This window comes from Chitiniphilus purpureus (assembly GCF_025642115.1).
Lineage (GTDB): Bacteria > Pseudomonadota > Gammaproteobacteria > Burkholderiales > Chitinibacteraceae > Chitiniphilus > Chitiniphilus purpureus.
The window spans coordinates 1,111,987-1,130,885 of the sequence record NZ_CP106753.1 but is presented as its reverse complement, the minus strand read 5'-3'; the positions used below and the strand labels follow the sequence as shown (position 1 = coordinate 1,130,885).

General features: G+C 67.1%; 18 protein-coding genes. 9 read left to right on the top strand and 9 right to left on the bottom strand.

The window, feature by feature from the left end; all coding sequences use genetic code 11:
- The first annotated feature begins 3 nt into the window (after positions 1–3).
- Positions 4–762 (top strand): hypothetical protein, encoded by a 759-nt coding sequence (locus N8I74_RS04870; protein ID WP_263125814.1) that lies wholly within the window; start codon positions 4–6, stop codon positions 760–762.
- Between the two features lie 284 nt (positions 763–1,046).
- Here the strand turns inward: N8I74_RS04870 and N8I74_RS04865 are convergent, their stop codons facing one another.
- The 3 genes from N8I74_RS04865 to N8I74_RS04855 all read right to left on the bottom strand — a co-directional run bounded on the left by N8I74_RS04865 (position 1,047) and on the right by N8I74_RS04855 (position 3,752).
- Complete coding sequence (locus N8I74_RS04865; protein ID WP_263125813.1) at positions 1,047–1,733, bottom strand: chloramphenicol acetyltransferase; 687 nt, start codon at positions 1,731–1,733, stop codon at positions 1,047–1,049.
- A 281-nt stretch (positions 1,734–2,014) separates the two neighbouring features.
- Complete coding sequence (locus N8I74_RS04860; protein ID WP_263125812.1) at positions 2,015–3,076, bottom strand: extracellular catalytic domain type 2 short-chain-length polyhydroxyalkanoate depolymerase; 1,062 nt, start codon at positions 3,074–3,076, stop codon at positions 2,015–2,017.
- A 280-nt stretch (positions 3,077–3,356) separates the two neighbouring features.
- Complete coding sequence (locus N8I74_RS04855) at positions 3,357–3,752, bottom strand: winged helix-turn-helix transcriptional regulator (RefSeq protein ID WP_263125811.1); 396 nt, start codon at positions 3,750–3,752, stop codon at positions 3,357–3,359.
- Positions 3,753–3,833: 81 nt separating this feature from the next.
- On the opposite strand from N8I74_RS04855, the gene N8I74_RS04850 reads away from it, so the two are divergent.
- Both N8I74_RS04850 and N8I74_RS04845 read left to right on the top strand, forming a co-directional pair.
- The gene (locus N8I74_RS04850) at positions 3,834–4,151 is read left to right on the top strand and encodes a DMT family transporter (protein WP_263125810.1); all 318 of its coding nucleotides are present in this window, start codon (positions 3,834–3,836) and stop codon (positions 4,149–4,151) included.
- A 12-nt stretch (positions 4,152–4,163) separates the two neighbouring features.
- The gene (locus N8I74_RS04845; protein ID WP_263125809.1) at positions 4,164–4,796 is read left to right on the top strand and encodes an FMN-dependent NADH-azoreductase; all 633 of its coding nucleotides are present in this window, start codon (positions 4,164–4,166) and stop codon (positions 4,794–4,796) included.
- 9 nt (positions 4,797–4,805) lie between these two features.
- Here N8I74_RS04845 and N8I74_RS04840 read toward each other — a convergent pair whose 3' ends face one another.
- Genes N8I74_RS04840 through N8I74_RS04830 form a run of 3 tightly spaced genes read right to left on the bottom strand, consistent with a single transcriptional unit; the run spans position 4,806 to position 6,665 of the window.
- Positions 4,806–5,594: a hypothetical protein gene (locus N8I74_RS04840; protein ID WP_263125808.1), complete on the bottom strand. Its 789-nt coding sequence runs from the start codon at positions 5,592–5,594 to the stop codon at positions 4,806–4,808.
- 54 nt (positions 5,595–5,648) lie between these two features.
- Positions 5,649–6,071: a Holliday junction resolvase RuvX gene (gene ruvX, locus N8I74_RS04835; RefSeq protein WP_263125807.1), complete on the bottom strand. Its 423-nt coding sequence runs from the start codon at positions 6,069–6,071 to the stop codon at positions 5,649–5,651.
- 36 nt (positions 6,072–6,107) lie between these two features.
- Entirely contained in the window at positions 6,108–6,665 is a 558-nt protein-coding gene (locus tag N8I74_RS04830) for a YqgE/AlgH family protein (protein WP_263125806.1), read from the bottom strand.
- A 114-nt stretch (positions 6,666–6,779) separates the two neighbouring features.
- On the opposite strand from N8I74_RS04830, the gene N8I74_RS04825 reads away from it, so the two are divergent.
- The 6 genes from N8I74_RS04825 to N8I74_RS04800 all read left to right on the top strand — a co-directional run bounded on the left by N8I74_RS04825 (position 6,780) and on the right by N8I74_RS04800 (position 15,237).
- Complete coding sequence (locus N8I74_RS04825; RefSeq protein WP_263125805.1) at positions 6,780–8,189, top strand: cryptochrome/photolyase family protein; 1,410 nt, start codon at positions 6,780–6,782, stop codon at positions 8,187–8,189.
- 445 nt (positions 8,190–8,634) lie between these two features.
- Positions 8,635–8,784 (top strand): hypothetical protein, encoded by a 150-nt coding sequence (locus tag N8I74_RS04820; RefSeq protein ID WP_263125804.1) that lies wholly within the window; start codon positions 8,635–8,637, stop codon positions 8,782–8,784.
- A gap of 226 nt (positions 8,785–9,010) precedes the next feature.
- Positions 9,011–11,944: a type VI secretion system Vgr family protein gene (locus N8I74_RS04815; RefSeq protein ID WP_263125803.1), complete on the top strand. Its 2,934-nt coding sequence runs from the start codon at positions 9,011–9,013 to the stop codon at positions 11,942–11,944.
- Positions 11,945–11,947: 3 nt separating this feature from the next.
- A complete protein-coding gene (locus N8I74_RS04810; RefSeq protein WP_263125802.1) occupies positions 11,948–13,936 on the top strand; it encodes a phospholipase D-like domain-containing protein in 1,989 nt (662 codons plus the stop codon).
- A gap of 3 nt (positions 13,937–13,939) precedes the next feature.
- On the top strand, positions 13,940–15,001 hold the full coding sequence (locus tag N8I74_RS04805) for an SEL1-like repeat protein (protein WP_263125801.1): 1,062 nt from the start codon (positions 13,940–13,942) through the stop codon (positions 14,999–15,001).
- Positions 14,998–15,237, top strand: coding sequence for a hypothetical protein (locus N8I74_RS04800; RefSeq protein WP_263125800.1), 240 nt, complete (start codon positions 14,998–15,000; stop codon positions 15,235–15,237). The genes N8I74_RS04805 and N8I74_RS04800 overlap by 4 nt, the downstream gene beginning before the upstream one ends.
- Positions 15,238–15,276: 39 nt before the next feature.
- Here the strand turns inward: N8I74_RS04800 and fba are convergent, their stop codons facing one another.
- The 3 genes from fba to N8I74_RS04785 form a co-directional block, all read right to left on the bottom strand.
- Entirely contained in the window at positions 15,277–16,335 is a 1,059-nt protein-coding gene (fba, locus tag N8I74_RS04795) for a class II fructose-bisphosphate aldolase (RefSeq protein WP_263125799.1), read from the bottom strand.
- Between the two features lie 138 nt (positions 16,336–16,473).
- Positions 16,474–17,385 (bottom strand): SEL1-like repeat protein, encoded by a 912-nt coding sequence (locus N8I74_RS04790; protein ID WP_263125798.1) that lies wholly within the window; start codon positions 17,383–17,385, stop codon positions 16,474–16,476.
- A 253-nt stretch (positions 17,386–17,638) separates the two neighbouring features.
- Positions 17,639–18,814 carry a phosphoglycerate kinase gene (locus N8I74_RS04785; protein ID WP_263125797.1) on the bottom strand — a complete coding sequence of 392 codons (1,176 nt, stop codon included), beginning with the start codon at positions 18,812–18,814 and terminating at the stop codon, positions 17,639–17,641.
- Positions 18,815–18,899 lie beyond the last annotated feature (85 nt).

Below are 18,899 nucleotides of genomic sequence, written 5' to 3'. Positions count from 1 at the left end.
GCCATGCTGAGCATGCACACCGCACTCGACACCACCCACGAAGGGCAGCTCGCCCCACGCAACGCCAAACTGGTCCTGCAGGAACGCAAGGCCAACGAGGACAACCTTGGCTGGCTCGCCCGTGCGCTGACCAAACAAAAGCCCAAAGCGAGCGAATGCGTGCTGCTGCTGGCCGGCGGCAGCGACCGCCTCTCCCGCCGCGTGCGCAATGCCCAGTCGCGCCTGCGGCAGGACCTGGCGCCCAGCTGGTGGTCGGACGTGGCCGTGCTGATCGGCACCAAGGCGCATGCCGACGCGCAGCTTGTCCAGATCTCGCTCGACCCGCGGCAAGGCTTCGGCTTCCCGGCTGAGCGCAATGGGGTGCAGCACGAAGACCTGGGCCACTACGGCCCAAGCGAGAAGTATCCCAACCTGGCGCTGCTGGTGGTGCCCGCCGAGGCCGCCGCGGTGCTGGCCGCGATCGGGCGTCTGGAGAAGCAGCGCCTGCAGCTGGACCTGCCGGCGATGCTGTTGCCCTGGCTGGCCTTCGGTTGGGGCGTGGGCGCGGCCGAGAACCCGCTGCTGGCCGGCGTCGGCCATCCCGGTGCCGTCCTGGTGGAAAGCGCCTTCGCCCAGGCCGACTTCGATCTCACCCCGGGCCTGGAAAGCCGCGCCAGCTGCCCCGAGGCGATCTGGCAATCGGCCACCTGGTGGCAGCAGTACCACCAGGCCCGGATCAAGCGGCAGATCCGGGGCGCCTATGTGGCGGATGAATCGCTCTAGCGCCGGTCGGTCCTTGGTTGTTGATGGCGCCCGCAGGGTTTTACACCCTGGGTTGCCGGTCGTTGCGACCCACCGCATTCAAACGGCGTGCCCGGTGGCGTCGCCCCCCTGCCGTAACCCTGCTGCTGCCTGCCCGCGCGGGCACCCGATTCAGCGCTGAAGGACGTTGCGCACCGCGCCCGGACCGCTACGGCCGGAAGCCGGCGGCCACCCTTGACGCACCACGCCGCCCTGCCACGGCCACGGCCACGTCGGCGGCAGGCGGCAGGCGGCAGGTGCCGTACTCAGTGCCGCATCGGCTGCGCCGCAACCCAGGCCGCCATGCGTGCCACCGCCTCCTGCAGCGCGTTGAAGAAGCGGCCGGCGTGATAGCCATCGCACACCGCGTGGTGGAAGCGCACGTTCACCGGCAGCAGCGTCTGCTCACCCTGTGCGAAATACTTGCCCAGCGTGACGAAAGGGATCATGTAGCGACCATCGTCGTACAGGTGGTAGCTGATCGAGATGAAACTCACCCAGGGCACCGTGGTGATCGCGAACAGGTTGCGCGGCAATGGCTGCTGCGGATACAGGTCCGTGCAGCCGCGATACTGTGCGATGTCGGCCTGCAGCCGGCTGCAGAAGTCCGCCACGTCGCCGCCGTATTCGGTCAGCACGTGGGTGAAGGTCTCGTTGTCGGGGTTGAACACCGTATACATCGGGTGCAGCACATTCCAGTAACCCGGCGTGCCGGCATCGTCCAGTTCGCTGCGGTACTCCTGGTGCGTGTTGATCACCTGGCAGATGGCGGCCGCGATCGCCGGAAAAAAACGAAAGCCACGCGTGTGGCACGCGTGCAACAGCGGTGTGACGTCGACATGGGTGGCCATGTCGAAATTGCAACGGCGGCTGTCGTTGAAGCGCTCGAAGATTTCACGGCGCGGCCAGCGTGCCAGATCGATCGGGGTGAACAACGGGGCCGGGATGGGCATGGCGACACTCCTGTGGTGGTCGTTCATGCCACTGTAGTAGCCAACGGCAAACCGCGCCGTTGGTGAAAACTGCGCAAATCTGCGGGATGACAGCGGCGCCATCTTCGGCATGGGGTCGCTGCCAGCGCCCGCCGCCGCGGGTCCTGGGCCCATGCCCCTTGTGCAACGTGCCGCAGCGCTGTCCCGCCTCACCGACGTGTGCCCTGCGCACGTGCCGGGCGGCGGGCACGGTTGCCACCACGCAGGCTGGTGGGCGGAACAGGCCCGCATGACACCTGCAGCTATCGTGGCAAGGCCAGGCGTTGCAGCATCGCCATCACCGCGGCCATCTGCGGCGCCGGTCTGGTATGGAACCGCGGCTTGCGCGGGTCGACATCGGTGTAGCCCCAGAAATCCCAGCAGCCGTTCGGATTGCGTCTGCGGTCCGCCTGGACCTGCGGATACAGCACCACAATGCGGTTGCTGTCGGCCAGCTCGTTGTAGCCGGTGGTGCGATAGAAGCGATCCCGCAGCACCGCAGCCCCCTGACCACAGCCATGGAACACCACATGCACCCGGCATTGCGCGCTGGCGCAGGCAGCCGGCAGATAGGCATAGCCGGTATCGGCCATGCCGGCATCGGGCCGGCCTGCGGTGAAGGGACGCTGATCGAACGCGATGAGCCGTCCGCCCGCCTTGGCCGCCGGTGGCTGCAGCCTGCCGTAGAGGTGGCGCAGGATGTCGTGCGACTGGATGAAGCCGCAGTTGTTGAGGTTGGGCGCGGCGTTGGCATCGCAAGCCAGGTCGGCGCGGTTGCGGGTAAGCAGCGCATGGCCGGCACCGGGATGGCTGACATAGCGCAGTTGCCCGGGCGACACCCCGGCGGCGACGTAGAAGCGCTGTGTCTGCGCCACCACGCGGGACCTGACAATGCGGTCGGCGGCCCCGGTGAAGATGTAGACGCGATGCTTGCGCAGGTTGGCCGGATCGTCGATGTCGCCGGCCGCGGCGAACTGCCTGGCCAGCGCCAGCGCGCTGGCGCCGTCCGGCGCCGGGCCCCGGGGATTCAGGCAGCGGGTGGTGGCGTTGGCCAGAAAACGACCGGGCCCGGGAAAACCGCCAAGGCCGGCGCAATAGAACGGGCCGCCGGCGACGATGCCGGCGCCGATGACCGTGCTGGAATACGCCACCTCGAACTGCGTCGCCATGAATGCGCCGGAGGACAGCCCGGATACCGAGCTTTGCGACAGGTCGGTCCCCAGTCGGGGCAGCGGTTGGGCAGTCTCGGCCTGGGCCAGCGCCGACAGCACGAGGGCGGCGGCTCCAATCGGCCACAGGCACAGCTGTGGGGTCACACGGGTCACGATGCGGTCCTCCAAAAAGCTGTTCCCTGTCATGTCGCCAAGGCGACACGCGTCATCAGGGTTGGTGAGCGGCCTGGGGCAGGCGCATCGCCGCAGTCTTCCAGTCCTTGCCACAGCGCCGGTGCGGCACGGGCCAGTAGCACAGGCCACGCCGGGACAGGGTGCACGCGGGTCCATGCCGCGACACTGCCCGTCATGGCGCAAGGGCTGTGCACCGCCGTGCGGACAGCACCCCAAGGCGACAGCCCGCGCCAAGCCACCGCGGCTGGGCACCCCGGAGCTAGCTGTCGCCGGATTCGGCCTGGTCGAAATCGTGCTGGGCGGCCAGCAGCGCCGGGTAATGCTGCTCGGCCCAGCGGTCGAGCACCACCAGGGTGCTGCTCAGCGAGTGGCCCAGCGGCGTCAGCCGGTATTCCACATGCGGCGGCACGGTCCGGTGATCGTGCCGCTCGACCAGGCCGTTGCGCTCCAGCTCGCGCAGTGTCTGCGTCAGCATCTTCTGCGAAATGCCTTCGATCCGGCGCATCAATTCGTTGTTGCGCACCGGCTGTTCAGCCAGCAGCGGCACGATCAGCAGCGCCCATTTGCTGCCGATCAGCGCGAGCGCGGCGCGCGAGGGGCAGTTGGCACTGTAGACATCGCCCTGGCCTGCGGAAAGTTCGGGGGTGGTTTTCATGGGAACCAAAAGGTGCGTACTTGTTGACTGGGAAGCATAGCGCCAGAATCCGCCCATCTCAAAACGCATCCGGAGAACGCCATGGCCTGGGCCTATCTGCTGGCGGCAAGCGTGCTGGAAATCGCAATGGCCGCCGCATTGAAAGCAGCGCAGGGCTGGACCCGCCCGGTGCCGAGCCTGCTCGGCGTGGTCGCGGCGCTGGCGTCGATCTTTCTGCTGACCCACGCGCTCAAGGCGTTGCCCACCGGTACCGCCTACGCCTTGTGGACCGGCATCGGCGCGCTTGGCGTGGCGGTGCTCGGCATCGTGGCCCACGGCGACAGCGCGTCACCCTCGCGGCTGCTGTGCATGGGCCTTGTGCTTGCCGGGGTCGCCGGCCTGCGCCTGCTGGAAAACTGACTGGAGCATCTCATGTCGCATCTGCTGCATATCACCGCCTCACCGGACCCGGACACCGCCCATTCGGCCGGCGTCGCACGCGAACTGCTTGCCGCCTACCAGGCGCGGCATCCGGCACATGCCATCACCACACTCGATCTCTGGGGCACCACCTTGCCCGAGTTCGACGCCACCATGATCGCCGCCAAGTTCGCCGTGCTGCGCACCCAGGAGGCCAGCGCCGGGCAGCAGGCGCGCTGGGCAGAGGCGGTGGCGATCAGTGCCGCCTTCAACGCCGCCGACCGCTATGTCTTCAGCCTGCCGATGTGGAATTTCGGCATCCCGTACCGGCTGAAGCACTACATCGACATCGTGACCCTGCCCGGCCAGAACTGGTCCTGGTCCAGGGCACAGGGCTACCGGCCGTTGCTGAGCGGCAAGCGCGCGGTGCTGGTCTACTCCAGCGCAGGCGATTTCCCGGTGCCGCCGCCGCCCGACGGCTACGCGGATTTCCAGAAGCCGTTCATGCGCCAGTGGCTGCGCTTCCTCGGGATCGAAGTGGTGGACGAAATCGTCGTCGCCCCGACCTTGACCGACCCCGACCGGCTGGCACAGATCCGGGACACCGGCCTGCGACACGCCCGCGCCGCGGCGTTGGCGCTGTAACCCGTCGCCTCAGCGTCCGGCCCCACCCGCCGCCGGAATGGGCTCGCCGTCGAACCGGCGGCGCCATGCGGCATCGCGGCGCAAGGCGAGCACGGCGCGGTCCAGGAAATGCGCCAACGCCGGGTCGGTGCCGGCACTGAGCAAGTGCCGCGCATAGGGCTGGCCACGCGGCAGGCGTAGCGTGGCCTCGCGCCAGCCGGGCAAATGGTCGATGAACCAGGTATCGGTGGAAACCGGCATGGTGATCACGTCCAGGCGGTCGCGCAGCAGCATATTGGTCAACGAGTACAGGTTGGCAGCGTCGATGCGGCTGAGCCGTCCTGCGGCGAGCGCGGCTTCGAGCTGGGCATAGCGGTGCCCGAGCAGGCCGCCGAAACGCAGGCCACTGCCCGCTTCGATCTGGGCGACGGTGTAGGGATGGCTGCGCTGGGTGATCCAGTAGTCCTGGTCGCGCATCAACGCAGGGCTCCAATGCTGCGCGCGTATCGCAGCGCCGAACCAGGCGGGATGGACCCAGGCGACGACGCCCCGCCAGCGCGGCTGCGCCAACAACACGTCGACGCGCTTGCGCGGCAGCAGTGCCACCTCGAAGCGATAACGCCCTTGCGCCAGCGCGGTCAACCGCTGCGCCAGCGCTTGCGACAGATCACCATGGCCCTGCTGGACCAGGAACGGCGGGAAGTCGTGGTACACATACAGCGGCACCGTCGGCGGCTGCGCCTGCACCACGACACACCAAGCCAGCAGCAGCCACCCTCCTGCATGCCGCCACGCCGCCCTGCGCCAGGCCCCACCCATGTTCACCCGCCCTTGGTCATGGCGGCGATGGGCTGCACACGGGCCGCCATCGGCTCATCCCGCGCGGGCCAACTGTGCCAGGCGATCCTGCAGGATCTGCATCGCCGCCACCTGGTCGAGCACCGGCTTTTGCCTGCGCCCACGCACGCCGATCTCGCGCAGCGCGCTGTCGGCCGCGGCCGAGCTGTAGCGTTCGTCCACCAGCACCACCGGCAGACCGAACCGGCCCGAGAGCCGCCGGGCGAATTTGCGGGCCAACGCGGTCAGCGCGTGCGCCTCACCATCGGGGGCCAGCGGCAGGCCGACCACCAGTTCGGCCGGCTCCCACTGGGCGATCAGTTCGGCGATCCGGGCAAAGCGGGTGTCGTTGTCACGGGCCGCGATGGTGCCGACCGGATGGGGAATGCCCAGCTCGACGCTGCCCACCGCCACGCCGATGCGCACCTCGCCGAAGTCGAACGCGAGCAACGTGCTCATCGGACCCCGTCCGGCGAGGACAGCGCGGCCGTGGGTCTAGGCATGCCCGGCCTCTTCGGCAAGCATGGCCATGTCGATGCCCAACAGCGCCAGTGCCGCCTCGTAGCGTGCTTCGGCCGGCTGCTCGAAGATGATGCGGGGATCGGCCTGCACCGAGATCCACGCATTCTGCGCCAGCTCGTTCTCCAGTTGCCCCGCCTCCCAGCCGGCGTAGCCCAGGGTGACGAACAACTGCTCGGGTCCGCTGCCCTCGCCCACCGCCATCAGGATGTCCTTGGAAGTGGTCAGGCCCATGTCGTCCGATACCGCAAGGGTGGACTGCCAGTTGCCCAACGGGGTGTGCAGCACGAAGCCACGGTCGGTCTGCACCGGCCCGCCGAAACACACCGCCAGCTCGGCGACGTCCGGACGATGCAACTCGACGTCGATCTGCTCGAACAGCGTGGTGAGCGTCATGCCCAGTGGCCGGTTGACGATGACACCCATGGCGCCGCGCTCGTTGTGATCACACACGAAGGTCAGCGTACGGGCGAAGATGGGATCGACGAGGCTGGGCATCGCGATCAGGAAATGCTGGGAAAGGTCGAGGTCCATGGCGGGAATTATTGCACAAAGGGGGCGCCGCCACGGCTGGCCGGCCGTGCGGTGCAACGATCGGGGCCGGTGGCCGCGGCAAGGGTATGATCGGCCTTTTGCCCGTCCTTCCCCATGAGCGATACCGCCCTTGTCTGGCTGCGCCGCGACCTGCGGCTGTTCGATCACGCCGCGCTCTACCATGCGTTGCGTCACCATGCGCGGGTGATCCCGGTATTCGTGTTCGACCGTGCCCTGCTCGATTCCCTGCCACGCAGTGACAGACGGGTCGAGTTCATCCATGCCGCGCTTGCCGAGCTGCGCGAAGCGCTGCACCGGCTTGGCAGCGCGCTGGTGGTGCGCCATGCGCAGGCGCATGAGGCCATTCCACAACTGGCAGCCGAGTTCGGGGCGCAGGCCGTGTACGCCAACCGCGATTACGAACCGGCCGCCATCGCGCGCGACGAGGCAGTGGGCCGCGCGCTGCACGGCCTTGGCATTGCATTCCGTACCAGCAAGGATCAGGTGATCTTCGAGCGCGACGAAGTGCTCACGGGCAGCGGGCAGATGTACAGCGTCTTCACGCCGTACCGGCGCGCCTGGCTGGCCCGGCTGACGCCGTTCTATCTGTCGTCGTATCCGGTACGCCGCTACCTGGAGCACCTGGCGCCGCTGTCGCCGCAACCGCTGCCCACACTCGCCGAGCTGGGATTCGAGCCGAGCAATCTGTCGACGTTGCCAGTGCCACTGGGCAGCAGCGGCGGCGAGCAGTTGTTCGAGGCCTTCAAGGAGCGGATCGACCGCTACCACGAAGCGCGCGACTATCCGGCGCTCAAGGGGCCGTCCTATCTGTCGGTGCACCTGCGCTTTGGCACGGTGTCGATCCGCGAACTGGCGCGCCATGCTTACGAGCAGGGCAGCGCCGGCGCGCAGACCTGGCTGTCCGAACTGATCTGGCGCGAGTTCTATCAGCAATTGCTCTGGCACCGGCCGGACGTGGTCGGGCATGCCTTCAGGCGCGAGTACGACAGCCTGCCCTTCCCGAACCGCGAGGACTGGTTCGCTGCCTGGTGCGAGGGCCGTACCGGCTATCCCATCGTCGATGCGGCGATGCGCCAGCTCAACACCTCGGGCTATATGCACAACCGGTTGCGCATGATCACGGCGTCGTTCCTGGTCAAGGATCTGCTGGTGGATTGGCGCTGGGGTGAGCGTTATTTCGCCGAACGGCTGATCGACTACGATCTGGCGGCCAACAATGGCGGCTGGCAATGGGCGGCCTCGACCGGATGCGACGCGCAGCCGTATTTCCGCATCTTCAATCCGGTCACCCAGTCGCAGAAATTCGACGCGGAAGGACGTTTCATCCGACGCTATTGCCCCGAGCTTGCCGCCTTGCCAGCCAAGGCGATCCACGCGCCGTGGCTGGCCACTCCGGACACGCTGGCTGCGGCTGGTGTCAGGCTGGGGCACGACTATCCTAAGCCTATCGTCGAGCACGCCGTGCAACGCGCCGCCGCGCTCGCGCTCTACCAGCGCGAATGACGCAAGCAGGCATTGCGCAGCCGGCTTGGCTTGTGCCCGGAGCTGTCCGCGAGCCCAACTTGCGCTACCCCAACCGCCCACCGATTGGTGGATGGATGCATGGCGCTGGCCGCTGTGATGGTGCAATGGCAGCCATGGTCGAGCACCAGGAAGTGTATGGCTAAGCCGTTGATCCAATGGCGCTTCTGCAACCACCCGTCGGTATGTCGCAGGGTGACGACACGATTTTCTGCTTGCCATTCAACAGCTTGCCTACTTCATGCCCACCCCCGTCGCCAGGCAGCGACAACCTTGCTGCCTTCACTGCAGCAGTTGACGCCATGCCAGAAGCACCAGTTTATTAAGCATATGATTCATAAGATATTTCAGGATCTGGCACGGAGTGTGCTGCAGGGTAGCCTGTGTGGCCCTGCCACCGCCTCTTACCTCACTTGGAGTAATCACAATGCAAATCCGTCAACTGTTCGCCAAGTTTGCCGCTGTCGCTGCTCTGTCCGCCTTCACCCTGGGCGCTGCCCACGCCAACAGCACTGCCCCGGCTGACCAGCCGGAAGCCAGCAAGCCGCACGCTGAAGGCGAACATTCGTCCAAGTAAGGCGATAGACATACCGCCCCGGTACCGTTACCCCCGCCCCCTGTCTGCGGTACCGGCGGCTTGGTTGAACGGCGCATCAGCGCCGTTTTTTTTCGCCCGTGCATCCTGCATATCCTGCTGACTACGTTACGCCCATCAGCTGTTTTGCCCTTCACGCCCATGCCTTTTGAGTAAAAGATTGGCCAACGCTACCATTGCGCCTTTCTGACGCCATCGCTCAACTTCCATGGACCTCGCCACCCTGCTGTCCTCGTTCGCCAGCGCCTTTACGCAGGACCAGCGGCTGGTCACGCTGCAGCTGGGCGACGGGGCGCATTGGGGCGGGACGCTGCTGCCGCACAGCGCCACGGGCAGCGAGGCGCTGTCCCAGCCTTACCGCTACCGCGTTGAATGCCTGTCGCCGTCGGTCGATCTGGAACTCAAATCCCTGCTCGGCCTGCCCGCCCAGCTCGGCATCCTGACCGCCGACGGCGGTGAGCTGGTGCGCGGTGGCGTCATCACCCGCGCCGAGGCGCTGCCCGCCGACGGCGGCTTCGCCCGCTATGCGCTGACCATCGAACCCCCGCTCGCGCTGCTGGCCCACCGTCGTACCAGCCGGGTGTTCCAGGACCGCACCGTCCCCGACCTCGTCCGCGCCGTGCTCGATGAACACCTGGCCGGCAACCCGGTGTTCGCCGCCGGCTTTGCCGTGCGCTTCGAACTGCGCGAGACCTACCCGCTGCGCTCCTATTGCCTGCAGTACCGCGAGACCGATCTCGCCTTCGTCAGCCGGCTGCTGGCCGAGGAAGGGCTGGCCTATCGCTTCGACCACGCCGCCGGTGACACGCCCAAGGTGACGCTGGTGGTGTTCGACGACCCCTATGCGCTGCCGCAGGCCCAGCAGGGCAGCGTGCGCTTCCATCGCGCCGATGCCACCGAGACCGAGGACAGCCTCACCGGCTGGACCAGCGCCCGCCAGCTGGGCACCGCCCAGGTGGCGCTGGCCAGCTTCGACTACCGGCCGGTGGCGACGCTGCAGGCCCAGGACGGCACGGGGATCGACCAGGGCGACGGTGGCGCGCAGGCCGAGCGCACCTTGGCGGACTACGACGCGCAGACGCTGTACTACGCCAGCGACGACGACGCGCTGGCCCGCTATGCCCGGCTGCGCCAGCAGGCGCTGGATGCGCACAAAAAGGGCTTTGCCGGCAGCGGCACACTGCGCAGCCTGCGGGTGGGCGAATGGTTCCAGCTGCGCGACCACCCACACCACGACGCCGACGCGCCCGAGCAGCGCGAGTTCGTCGCCACCCGGCTCACCTTCCGCGCCCGCAACAACCTGCCGGGCGGATTGCTGGCCCAGTTGGGCGAATCCGCTGGGGAGGCCGCGCCGTTCCAGGTCGACTTCGACGCCCAGCGCCGCGGCATCCCGCTGCCGCCTTTATACAGCCACACCGAGCATGCCAGGCCCACCGCCCCCGGCGTGCAGACCGCCACCGTGGTCGGCCCGGCCGGCCAGGAAGTGCATACCGACCCCTACGGCCGGATCAAGGTGCAGCTGCACTGGCAGCGCCGCCCGGAACACCCGGACTTCGGCGCCAACCAGGACGAGCGTTCCAGCTGCTGGCTCCGCGTCGCCTACCCCAGCGCCGGGGCGCAGTGGGGCCACCAGTTCATCCCGCGCATCGGCCAGGAAGTGCTGGTGGACTTCGTGGAGGGCGACATCGACCGGCCGCTGGTGGTCGGCACCCTCTACAACGGCAGCCACCTGCCGCCCACCTTCTCCGGCGCCGGCAGCCTGCCGGCCAACCACACCCTGTCCGGCATCAAGAGCCAGGAGTTCGGCACCACCCGCTACAACGAGCTGCTGTTCGACGACACCCAGGGCGAGCTGCGCCTCAAGCTCTCGTCCGAACACGGCAAGACCCAGCTCAACCAGGGCTACCTCGCCCACCCGCGCCGTGATGGCAAGGCTGAACCCCGTGGCGACGGCTTCGAACTGCGCACCGACCACGCCGGTGCCCTGCGCGCCGCGCACGGGCTGCTGCTCAGCACCGAAGCCCAGCCCGGCGCCGCCGGCCAGCAACTGGACCGGGCGCAGGCCCAGGCGCAGCTTGAAGCCGCGCAACAACTGGCACAGACCCTCAGCGACACCGCGCAACACCAACTGGCCGACCCGGCTGAGATCGGCCCGGACACGGTGGATGTTGAAGGCGAAAAGCAAGCCAAGACCCAGCACGGCCACCTGGATCACCTGAACGAAGCGCTCAAGGCCTGGGAAGCCGGTTCCAACACCGACGAACAAGGCAAGACCGCGAAGGAGCAACCTGGCCAGCAACCCATCCTGCTCGCCAGCGCCCCGGCCGGCATCGCGCTGACCACTGCCCACGCCCTGGTGCTGAACAGCGGGCAGAACCTGGACACCCTCAGCCAGCGCGACACCCAGCAGAGCACCGCCCGCCGTTGGATTCACAACGTCGGCAGCCGGATCAGCCTGTTCGTGCAGGGGGTGGTGGACAAGGTGAATCTCAAATTGATCACCGCGAAGGGCCATGCGCAGCTGCAGGCGCAAAGTGGGGATGTGGAGATCGTCGGCGACCAGAATGTGCGCCTGCACGCCAACCAGCAGCAACTGACCGGGGTGGCCAAGGCGGAGATGCTGCTCAATTGCGGCGGGGCCGCTATCCGGATGCGGGATGGCCGGATCGACCTGCATGCGCCGGGCCAGATCAGCATCAAGGCCAGCAGCTACAGCTTCGATGGGCCGGATAAACTATCGCCCGGCCACCCGGCCTTCCCGGCGCAGGTGCTCGCCACCCCGCCGGCCATCCACCTCGATCAGGCGCCGCTGGGGGTGAAGAGCAGCTGGGCCGGCATGCCCTACCAGCTCTATGCCGACGGCGCGCTCAAGGCGGAGGGCGTGATCGACGCGCTCGGCCAGGTGCCAGTGCAGGACCACAGCCCGTTGATCCAGCAGTATCGGGTGGAAATGGCCAATGGCGTGGTCTACGACATTCCGGTTGCGGTCGACTACCGCAATGCCGCCCAGGGCGACCCGGCCAACCAGGGCTTTCATAGACACCAGACCGGCGACGCCCCGGAAGGCGGACGTGCCGGAGAACAACGTACTGCACGTGAGGACTTCCTGGCCTTGTTCCAACCTCCAGCCAAAGGCGAATAGCGCATGGGCGACAAGATCGTCACGCCGATCTCGGTGAACCAGGGGCTGCACTGCACCCTCACGCCACCCTGGTTCGTGCAGCACTCTGAATACCACCCGCTCAACGGCAACTTCGAATTCCTGATCAACGGCGAGCAGGCCTTTGGCGCGGTGCACCGGGCGATCGAACAGGCCAGGCACTCGGTCTGCATCATCTGCTGGGGATTCCAGCCGTCGATGCACTTCATCCGCGACGGCAGGTCACCCGCGATCGGCGCGCTGCTGGCGCAAAAGGCCGCCGCCGGCATCAAGGTACGGGTGCTGTGCTACAGCGTCGGCCCCTACTACGTCAGCGGCACCGGTGCCGCCGTCGACGAGCCGAACATGCCCAACCGCTCCGGCCCGTACCGCCCCAGCGCGATGGATGTGCCGCCCACCAGCACCCAGGCGCAGAACGACTACGACAGCCAATGGTTCAGCCGCTACGATCGCGACCGGGGGCTGGTACAGGCCGGCGTGAAACGCGTCCAGGACCTGCTGGACGACACCACGGTCCGGAACCTGCACTTCCGCAGCCGCGGTTTTACGCTCAGCGAGCGCAACCAGCTGCTCAACCAGGACTACGAAGACCGCAACATCTCCGGGGGCATGCGGCGCACCCTGGCGGCCTCGCCCAGCCATCACCAGAAGATGGTGCTGGTCGACTACGAAAGCCCGGCCGACCACATCGGGTTCGTGATGGGCCACAACATGCTGGACGAGTACTGGGACACCTCGGACCACAGCTGTGTGCAGCGCAGCGCCCGCACCGGCCGCAACGGCAAGCTGCCGCGCCAGGATCTCTCCAGCCGGATCACCGGGCAGCTGTGCGGCGACCTGGTGCGCAACTTCCGGCAGGCCTGGAAGCACGACACCGGCGAAGTCCTGCCGGAACCGCCTGCCTACTATCCATTGCGCGACACGCTGGGGCAGCGCATCCAGGGCCAGGTGTTGCGCACCCAGCCGCAATACCGGGTCGAGGACATCAAGAAGGCCTACCTGCAGGCGGTCAACAACGCCACCCAGTGCATCTACATCGAGAACCAGTACTTCCGCTGGCCGCCGTTGGCGGACAAGATCAGGAACGCAGCCACCAAGCAATGCCAGTGGGGCCGCGATCCGGCCCGGCACCGCTCGCTGTACCTGTTCGTGGTCACCAACAGCAGCAACGCCGGCCTGGGCAAGGGCACGGTCAAGACCCATGAAATGCTCGACAGCCTGGGGCGCGCCGACGCGATGCCGGGGGTGGAACTGCAGCAGCGCATCGACGACCAGCGCCTCGCCATCGCGCAGCTGGATCAGCGCCTTGACCTGGCCAGCCGCAACCTGGCCCGCATCGACAGGACGCTGCCCAACCCGGCCGTGTTCAAGGACGGCCAGTACCCGTCCGCCTATACCCAGAACCCCAAGACCCGCGCCGACCTGGAACGCTACAACGCGCTGATCAAGCAGCGGGTCGAACTGCAGCGCCGGCGGGACGAGCTGCAACGCCAGCGCGATGAACTGGAACGGCTGGCCAAGCAGGCGGAGCAGGGCCAGGGCCCGGGTCTGCCGCAGACCGACCTCATCGCCCCCGAACCGCGCCCCGGCCTGAAGGTGCACGTCTGCACCCTGGTGCCGCCGGATACCCCGGCCGGCCGGATCTGGAACGAGGTGTACGTGCATGCCAAGCTGATGATCGTCAACGACACCTTCATGACGCTGGGCAGCACCAACATCAACAGCCGCAGCATGGAAGTGGACAGCGAGCTGAATATCGCGCACTGCAACCCGCACATCAGCAAGCAGGCGCGGCTGGACCTGTGGCGCATCCATACCAAGGGGATTGGGGCACAGGAGGATGTGGCCGATGCATTCCAGATGTGGGGGGAACTCATAAAAATTAATAAAGAACGGGAAGCAAAAACCAGAACCCCTCAAGCCTCGCTGCGCGGCTTCATGCGTATCGATCCCACGCTCAGCGACTCGGACTGACCCATGCGCCCGATCCTGACCTTGCTACTGGCCGTGCTGCTGAGCAGCTGCGGCAAGAGCCCGCCCCCAGAAACCTCCCGGAGCACCGCCATGTCCGGCCTCGCCGCCACCCAGGAGGCTCAACTGGCCTTCACCTGCGCTTATGAGAAAGACCGCATCCCGCCGCGCGACCCGGAGGCGGAACAGCTGTTCCAGCACGCCCGCTGGCTGCAGAAGCGGAACCTGCTGAAGGAAGACCCGGCGCAGTACCCGGTGTTCGAGCGGCTGTACCGCATCGCCGCGGCGCACGGCCACGACAAGGCGGCACACAACCTGGCGCTGCTGCTGATCCGTGGCCAGAGCGATGCGTCGGACGCACTCTCGCTGCCGGTGCAGCTGGCACAGGATCTGATCCGGCGCGGCATCCCGCAGGGCTACTACGACATGGGGGTTTTGCTGAACAAGGGCTATGGGGTGGTCGGCGACCCGCGCAAATCGCTGACCTATCTGCGCAAGACAGCGGACCTGGGTAGCCCAGAGGCGCAGTATTACGTTGGTGATCGCCTATTTATGCTAGGAATTGATTACGCGGTGCCGTTCCGGATCGGATTGCAAATGAAGAAGTGTGCGGCGGAGCAAGGGCACACTGAGGCAGCAATGGAGTACGCAGTTCATTTGCAAGATGAGGGCAAACTCGAAGCTGCAACCAAGTACTTCCAGATGGCTGTTAAGGCAGGAAGCGATCTGGCTGCAAACAAACTACGCCGTTCATTTTTGGCCCCACCCACTGAAGACAGCCTTGCTTATTTGGGTCTCGCAAAAGACGAGGAACGCTCCCGGCGCTACAAGATCCTGTCCGACATCCTGGAGCGCTATTCCTACCTCAACCCCACCGTCGACGAGATCGACCAGATCGTGCCGTTGCCGCCGGCCCAGCTGCCACCGTGGGACGGGCAGATCCAGTGGGTGAAGGAATGGGAATCCGGCAAGGCACCGCCGCTGCCCGATGCGGCACGCATCGCCGAAATGGCCAAGGCCAAGGGGCTCGATCCGGCGACCGGCCGGCCGTTGCAGGCCGGGTCGTGAGGTTGAAGGGTGCGGCGGGCGGGGCCTTGCTGTTCACCGCGCTGTTGCTCGGCTGCGGCAAAAGCCCGCTCCCAGAAACCTCCCGGAGTCCCACCCTGTCCGGCCTCGCCACCACGCAGGCGGCCCAACTGGCCTTCACCTGCGCCTACGAACACGACCGCATCCCGCCACGCGACCCCGAGGCCGAGCAGCTGTTCCAGCATGCGCGCTGGCTGCAGAAGCGGAACCTGCTGTAGGAAGAGCCGGGTGCGTGCTCGCTGCTGGCGTGCCGTCGTTCAGGCTGCGGCCGGCTCGGCGCGGTGGTAGCGGCGGGCGATGCGCCACAACGGCACCGGCCAGATCCGGCTTGCCTGGCCGGCGGCGCCGAAGGCTTCGAAGCGATCGATGCATACCGCGCGCATGGCGGCGATCCCTTCCTTCAGATATTGACGCGGGTCGAAGTCCTCCGGATGTTCGGCGAAATGCCGGCGGATGGCGCCGGTCATGGCCAGACGCAGGTCGGTATCGATATTGATCTTGCGCACGCCATAACGGATGGCGCGTTGGATATCCGCCACCGGTACGCCCCAGGTCGGCTTGAGGTCGCCGCCGTAGCGGCGCACTTCGTCCAACAATGACTGCGGCACGCTGGAGCTGCCGTGCAATACCAGGTGGGTCTGGGGAATCGCTTCATGGATCTGCCGTACCCGGTCGATGGCAAGCACGTCACCACTGGGCGGGCGGGAGAACTTGTAGGCGCCGTGGCTGGTGCCGATGGCGATCGCCAGTGCATCCACGCCGGTCTCGTCGACAAAGCGCCGCGCCTGCTGCGGATCGGTGAGCAGCTCGTCACGGCAGAGCGTGCGTGTTGCACCCACTCCATCCTCGGCCTCGCCGCAGCCGGTTTCCAGGCTGCCCAGGCAGCCCAGCTCGCCTTCCACCGAGACGCCACGCTCATGCGCGAATGCCACCACCTGCCGGGTCACCGCCACGTTGTAGTCGAAATCGGCCGGGGTCTTGCCGTCCTCGCGCAGCGAGCCGTCCATCATCACGCTGGAAAACCCCAGTTCGATCGCACTGCGGCATACCGCCGGACTGACGCCGTGGTCCTGATGCATCACGATGGGCAGCTCCGGGTGGCTTTCGACCGCAGCCTGGATCAGGTGCTTGATGAAGGCTTCGCCGGCATACCTGCGCGCGCCGGCACTGGCCTGCAGGATCACCGGGCTGTCGGTTTCGGCTGCCGCGGACAGGATGGCCTGCACCTGCTCCAGGTTGTTGACGTTGAAGGCCGGCACGCCGTAGCTGAATTCGGCGGCGTGGTCCAATACCTGGCGCAGACTGACAAGTGACATGGCGGCTCTCCTGATGTTGCATCGCAACACAAAATGTAGTGCCGCCATTGGCGCTACAACATCAGGACTTGCCGCAATAGGGAAACACCTGAACCCGGCCCGGGGCACCGATGAATGTTGCGACGCACCGGGCGGGGGTCATCGTGCCGGCGCCGCCTTCGGCTTTGGTGACGGTGCGACGGGCTGCAACGTGAAGCTGGCGCCGCCCAGGCCGTCGGCCTGGAAGGCGAGCGTCACGTCGAAGCGCTTGCCGCATGCCCCGGTACTCCAGATCTCGCGCCAGTTGCCCGCCAGCAGCGTGTAGTTGACCGGCGGCGCCAGCCGCAGCGTGAGGTAGTCCGCATCGCGCACCGGGCCGTCAAGCCGGGTGGCGACAAGCTTGAGATCCTCGTCATTGCAGCCGGCGGCCAGCGCCTGCTGCTGCAATGCAGCCTGCACCGCCGGATCGAGCAGCACCTCGCGCCGCAGGCGCAGCGACACCAAGCTTTCGCCCAACAGCGTGGCCTGCGCCCATTCGGGCTTGCCGGCCGCTTCGAACCAGGCAGCCTTCTGCGCGCTGGTCAGTCCGGCAGACAGGTTGCCCAGCTCGGTCGCCAGCACATTGAGCGCGCGCGGCAGCTTCTGCGCGGCGGCCTTCATCAACCACTCTGCCGCCTCGCGTTCGAGCGGACGCGCACTGGCGGGCCTGGCGGCCTGCGCCTTGAGCTTGGCACGGTCGACGTCGCCGTCCTCGCCCAGGAGGCGGTCGGCCGACTGTGCCATCAGCGTGCCCGCCAGCAGGAACTGCGCTTCGGCGGTGCCTTGCCCGGCCAGCGGCCGCAGCAGCTTTTCCGCGGCCAGCGGATCGCGGTTGGTGCCCTGGCCCTGCAGATACAACTGGGCCAGGAGCATCCGCGTGACGTCGGTGGCGCTGCCGTCGTCCACGTCAGCCCGGGCGGTGGCAAAGGCCAGTTCGTAGTTGCGGCTCTCCAGCGCCCGCTGCACCATGCCTTCGCTGGCGCCGGCGACACTGCAGCAGGCTGCCAGCAGCAGCCCCAGCATTCGTTTCATCGTTCCATCCATCCTTGTTCTTCCGGGAAGGTCCATGCCGCCCATGGGTGATGCACCTGGCCGGCCTGCCGCGCAGCGCGCCGCATCCGGGCGATTCTTCAACAAATCGCCCCGGCCCGCCAGCCGGCCGACACGGATGGCCTTTCCGCCCCCATCGGCGGTGCCCCGGCATGGTCCGGCGTGGCGCGTGGCATGCCCATAACGCCGACGCCGGCCCCGCAGGGCCGGCGTCGTCGGCAGCGTAACGTGCGGCTCAGTCCTGGGCACGCGCCTCCAGGATGGCCACGGCCGGCAGGACCTTGCCTTCAAGGAATTCGAGGAAGGCACCGCCGCCGGTGGAGATATAGCTGACGTCGTCGGTAATGCCGTACTTGGCCACCGCGGCCAGCGTATCGCCGCCCCCGGCGATCGAGAAGGCAGGCGATGCGGCGACGGCGCGCGCCAGGGTTTCGGTGCCGTGTCCGAACTGGTCGAATTCGAACACGCCGACCGGGCCGTTCCAGACAATGGTGCCGGCCTGCCCAAGCAGTTGCGCCAATGCCTGGGCCGAATCCGGGCCGATGTCGAAGATCATGTCGTCGTCGCTGACCTTGGCAAGCGGCTTGACCACCGCCGGCTCGTTGGCATCAAACCGCTTGCCGACCACCACGTCGGTGGGCAGCGGCACGTCGCCGCCGCGCGCGCGCAGCTTGGCGATCACCGACCTGGCGTTGTCGACGAGATCGGGCTCGGCCAGCGACTTGCCGATGGCATGCCCTTGCGCAAGCAGGAAGGTATTGGCGATGCCACCGCCGACGATCAGCTGGTCAACCTTGTCCGCCAGCGATTCGAGGATGGTGAGCTTGGTCGAGACCTTGGAGCCGGCGACGATGGCCACGAGCGGGCGCGCCGGCGCGGCCAGCGCCTTGCCAAGCGCATCCAGCTCGGCGGCCAGCAGCAGCCCGGCGGCGGCCACCGGGGCAAACTGGGCCACGGCATGGGTCGATGCTTCGGCGCGGTGCGCGGTGCCGAAGGCGTCGTTGACGAACACATCGGCCAGCGCCGCATACTGCCGGCCGAGCGCCTCGCTGTTCTTCTTCTCACCCGGATTGATGCGCACGTTCTCCAGCAACGCAAGCTCACCGGGCTTGACCGCATAGCCTTGCCAATCGGCGATCACCGGGACATCGCGGCCCAGCAGTTCGGACAGCCGGCGCGCCACCGGCGCGAGCGAATCCTCGGCCTTGAACTCGCCTTCGGTGGGGCGGCCCAAATGGCTCATCACCAGCACGCCGGCACCAGCCTTGAGCGCCGCCTCGATGGTGGGCAGCGAAGCGCGGATACGCGTGTCGTCGCCGATCACGCCTTCCTTGACCGGCACATTCAGATCGGCGCGGATCAATACTTTCTTGTTGGCCAGATCCAGCTCGGCCATTTTGCGGTAGGACATGGGGGGTTCCTCGGGATCAGAAAAATCTTTTGCCCAGGTTGTCGGGGCGCTTGGTGCGCTACGCAGGCTTACAACCTGGGGCTAC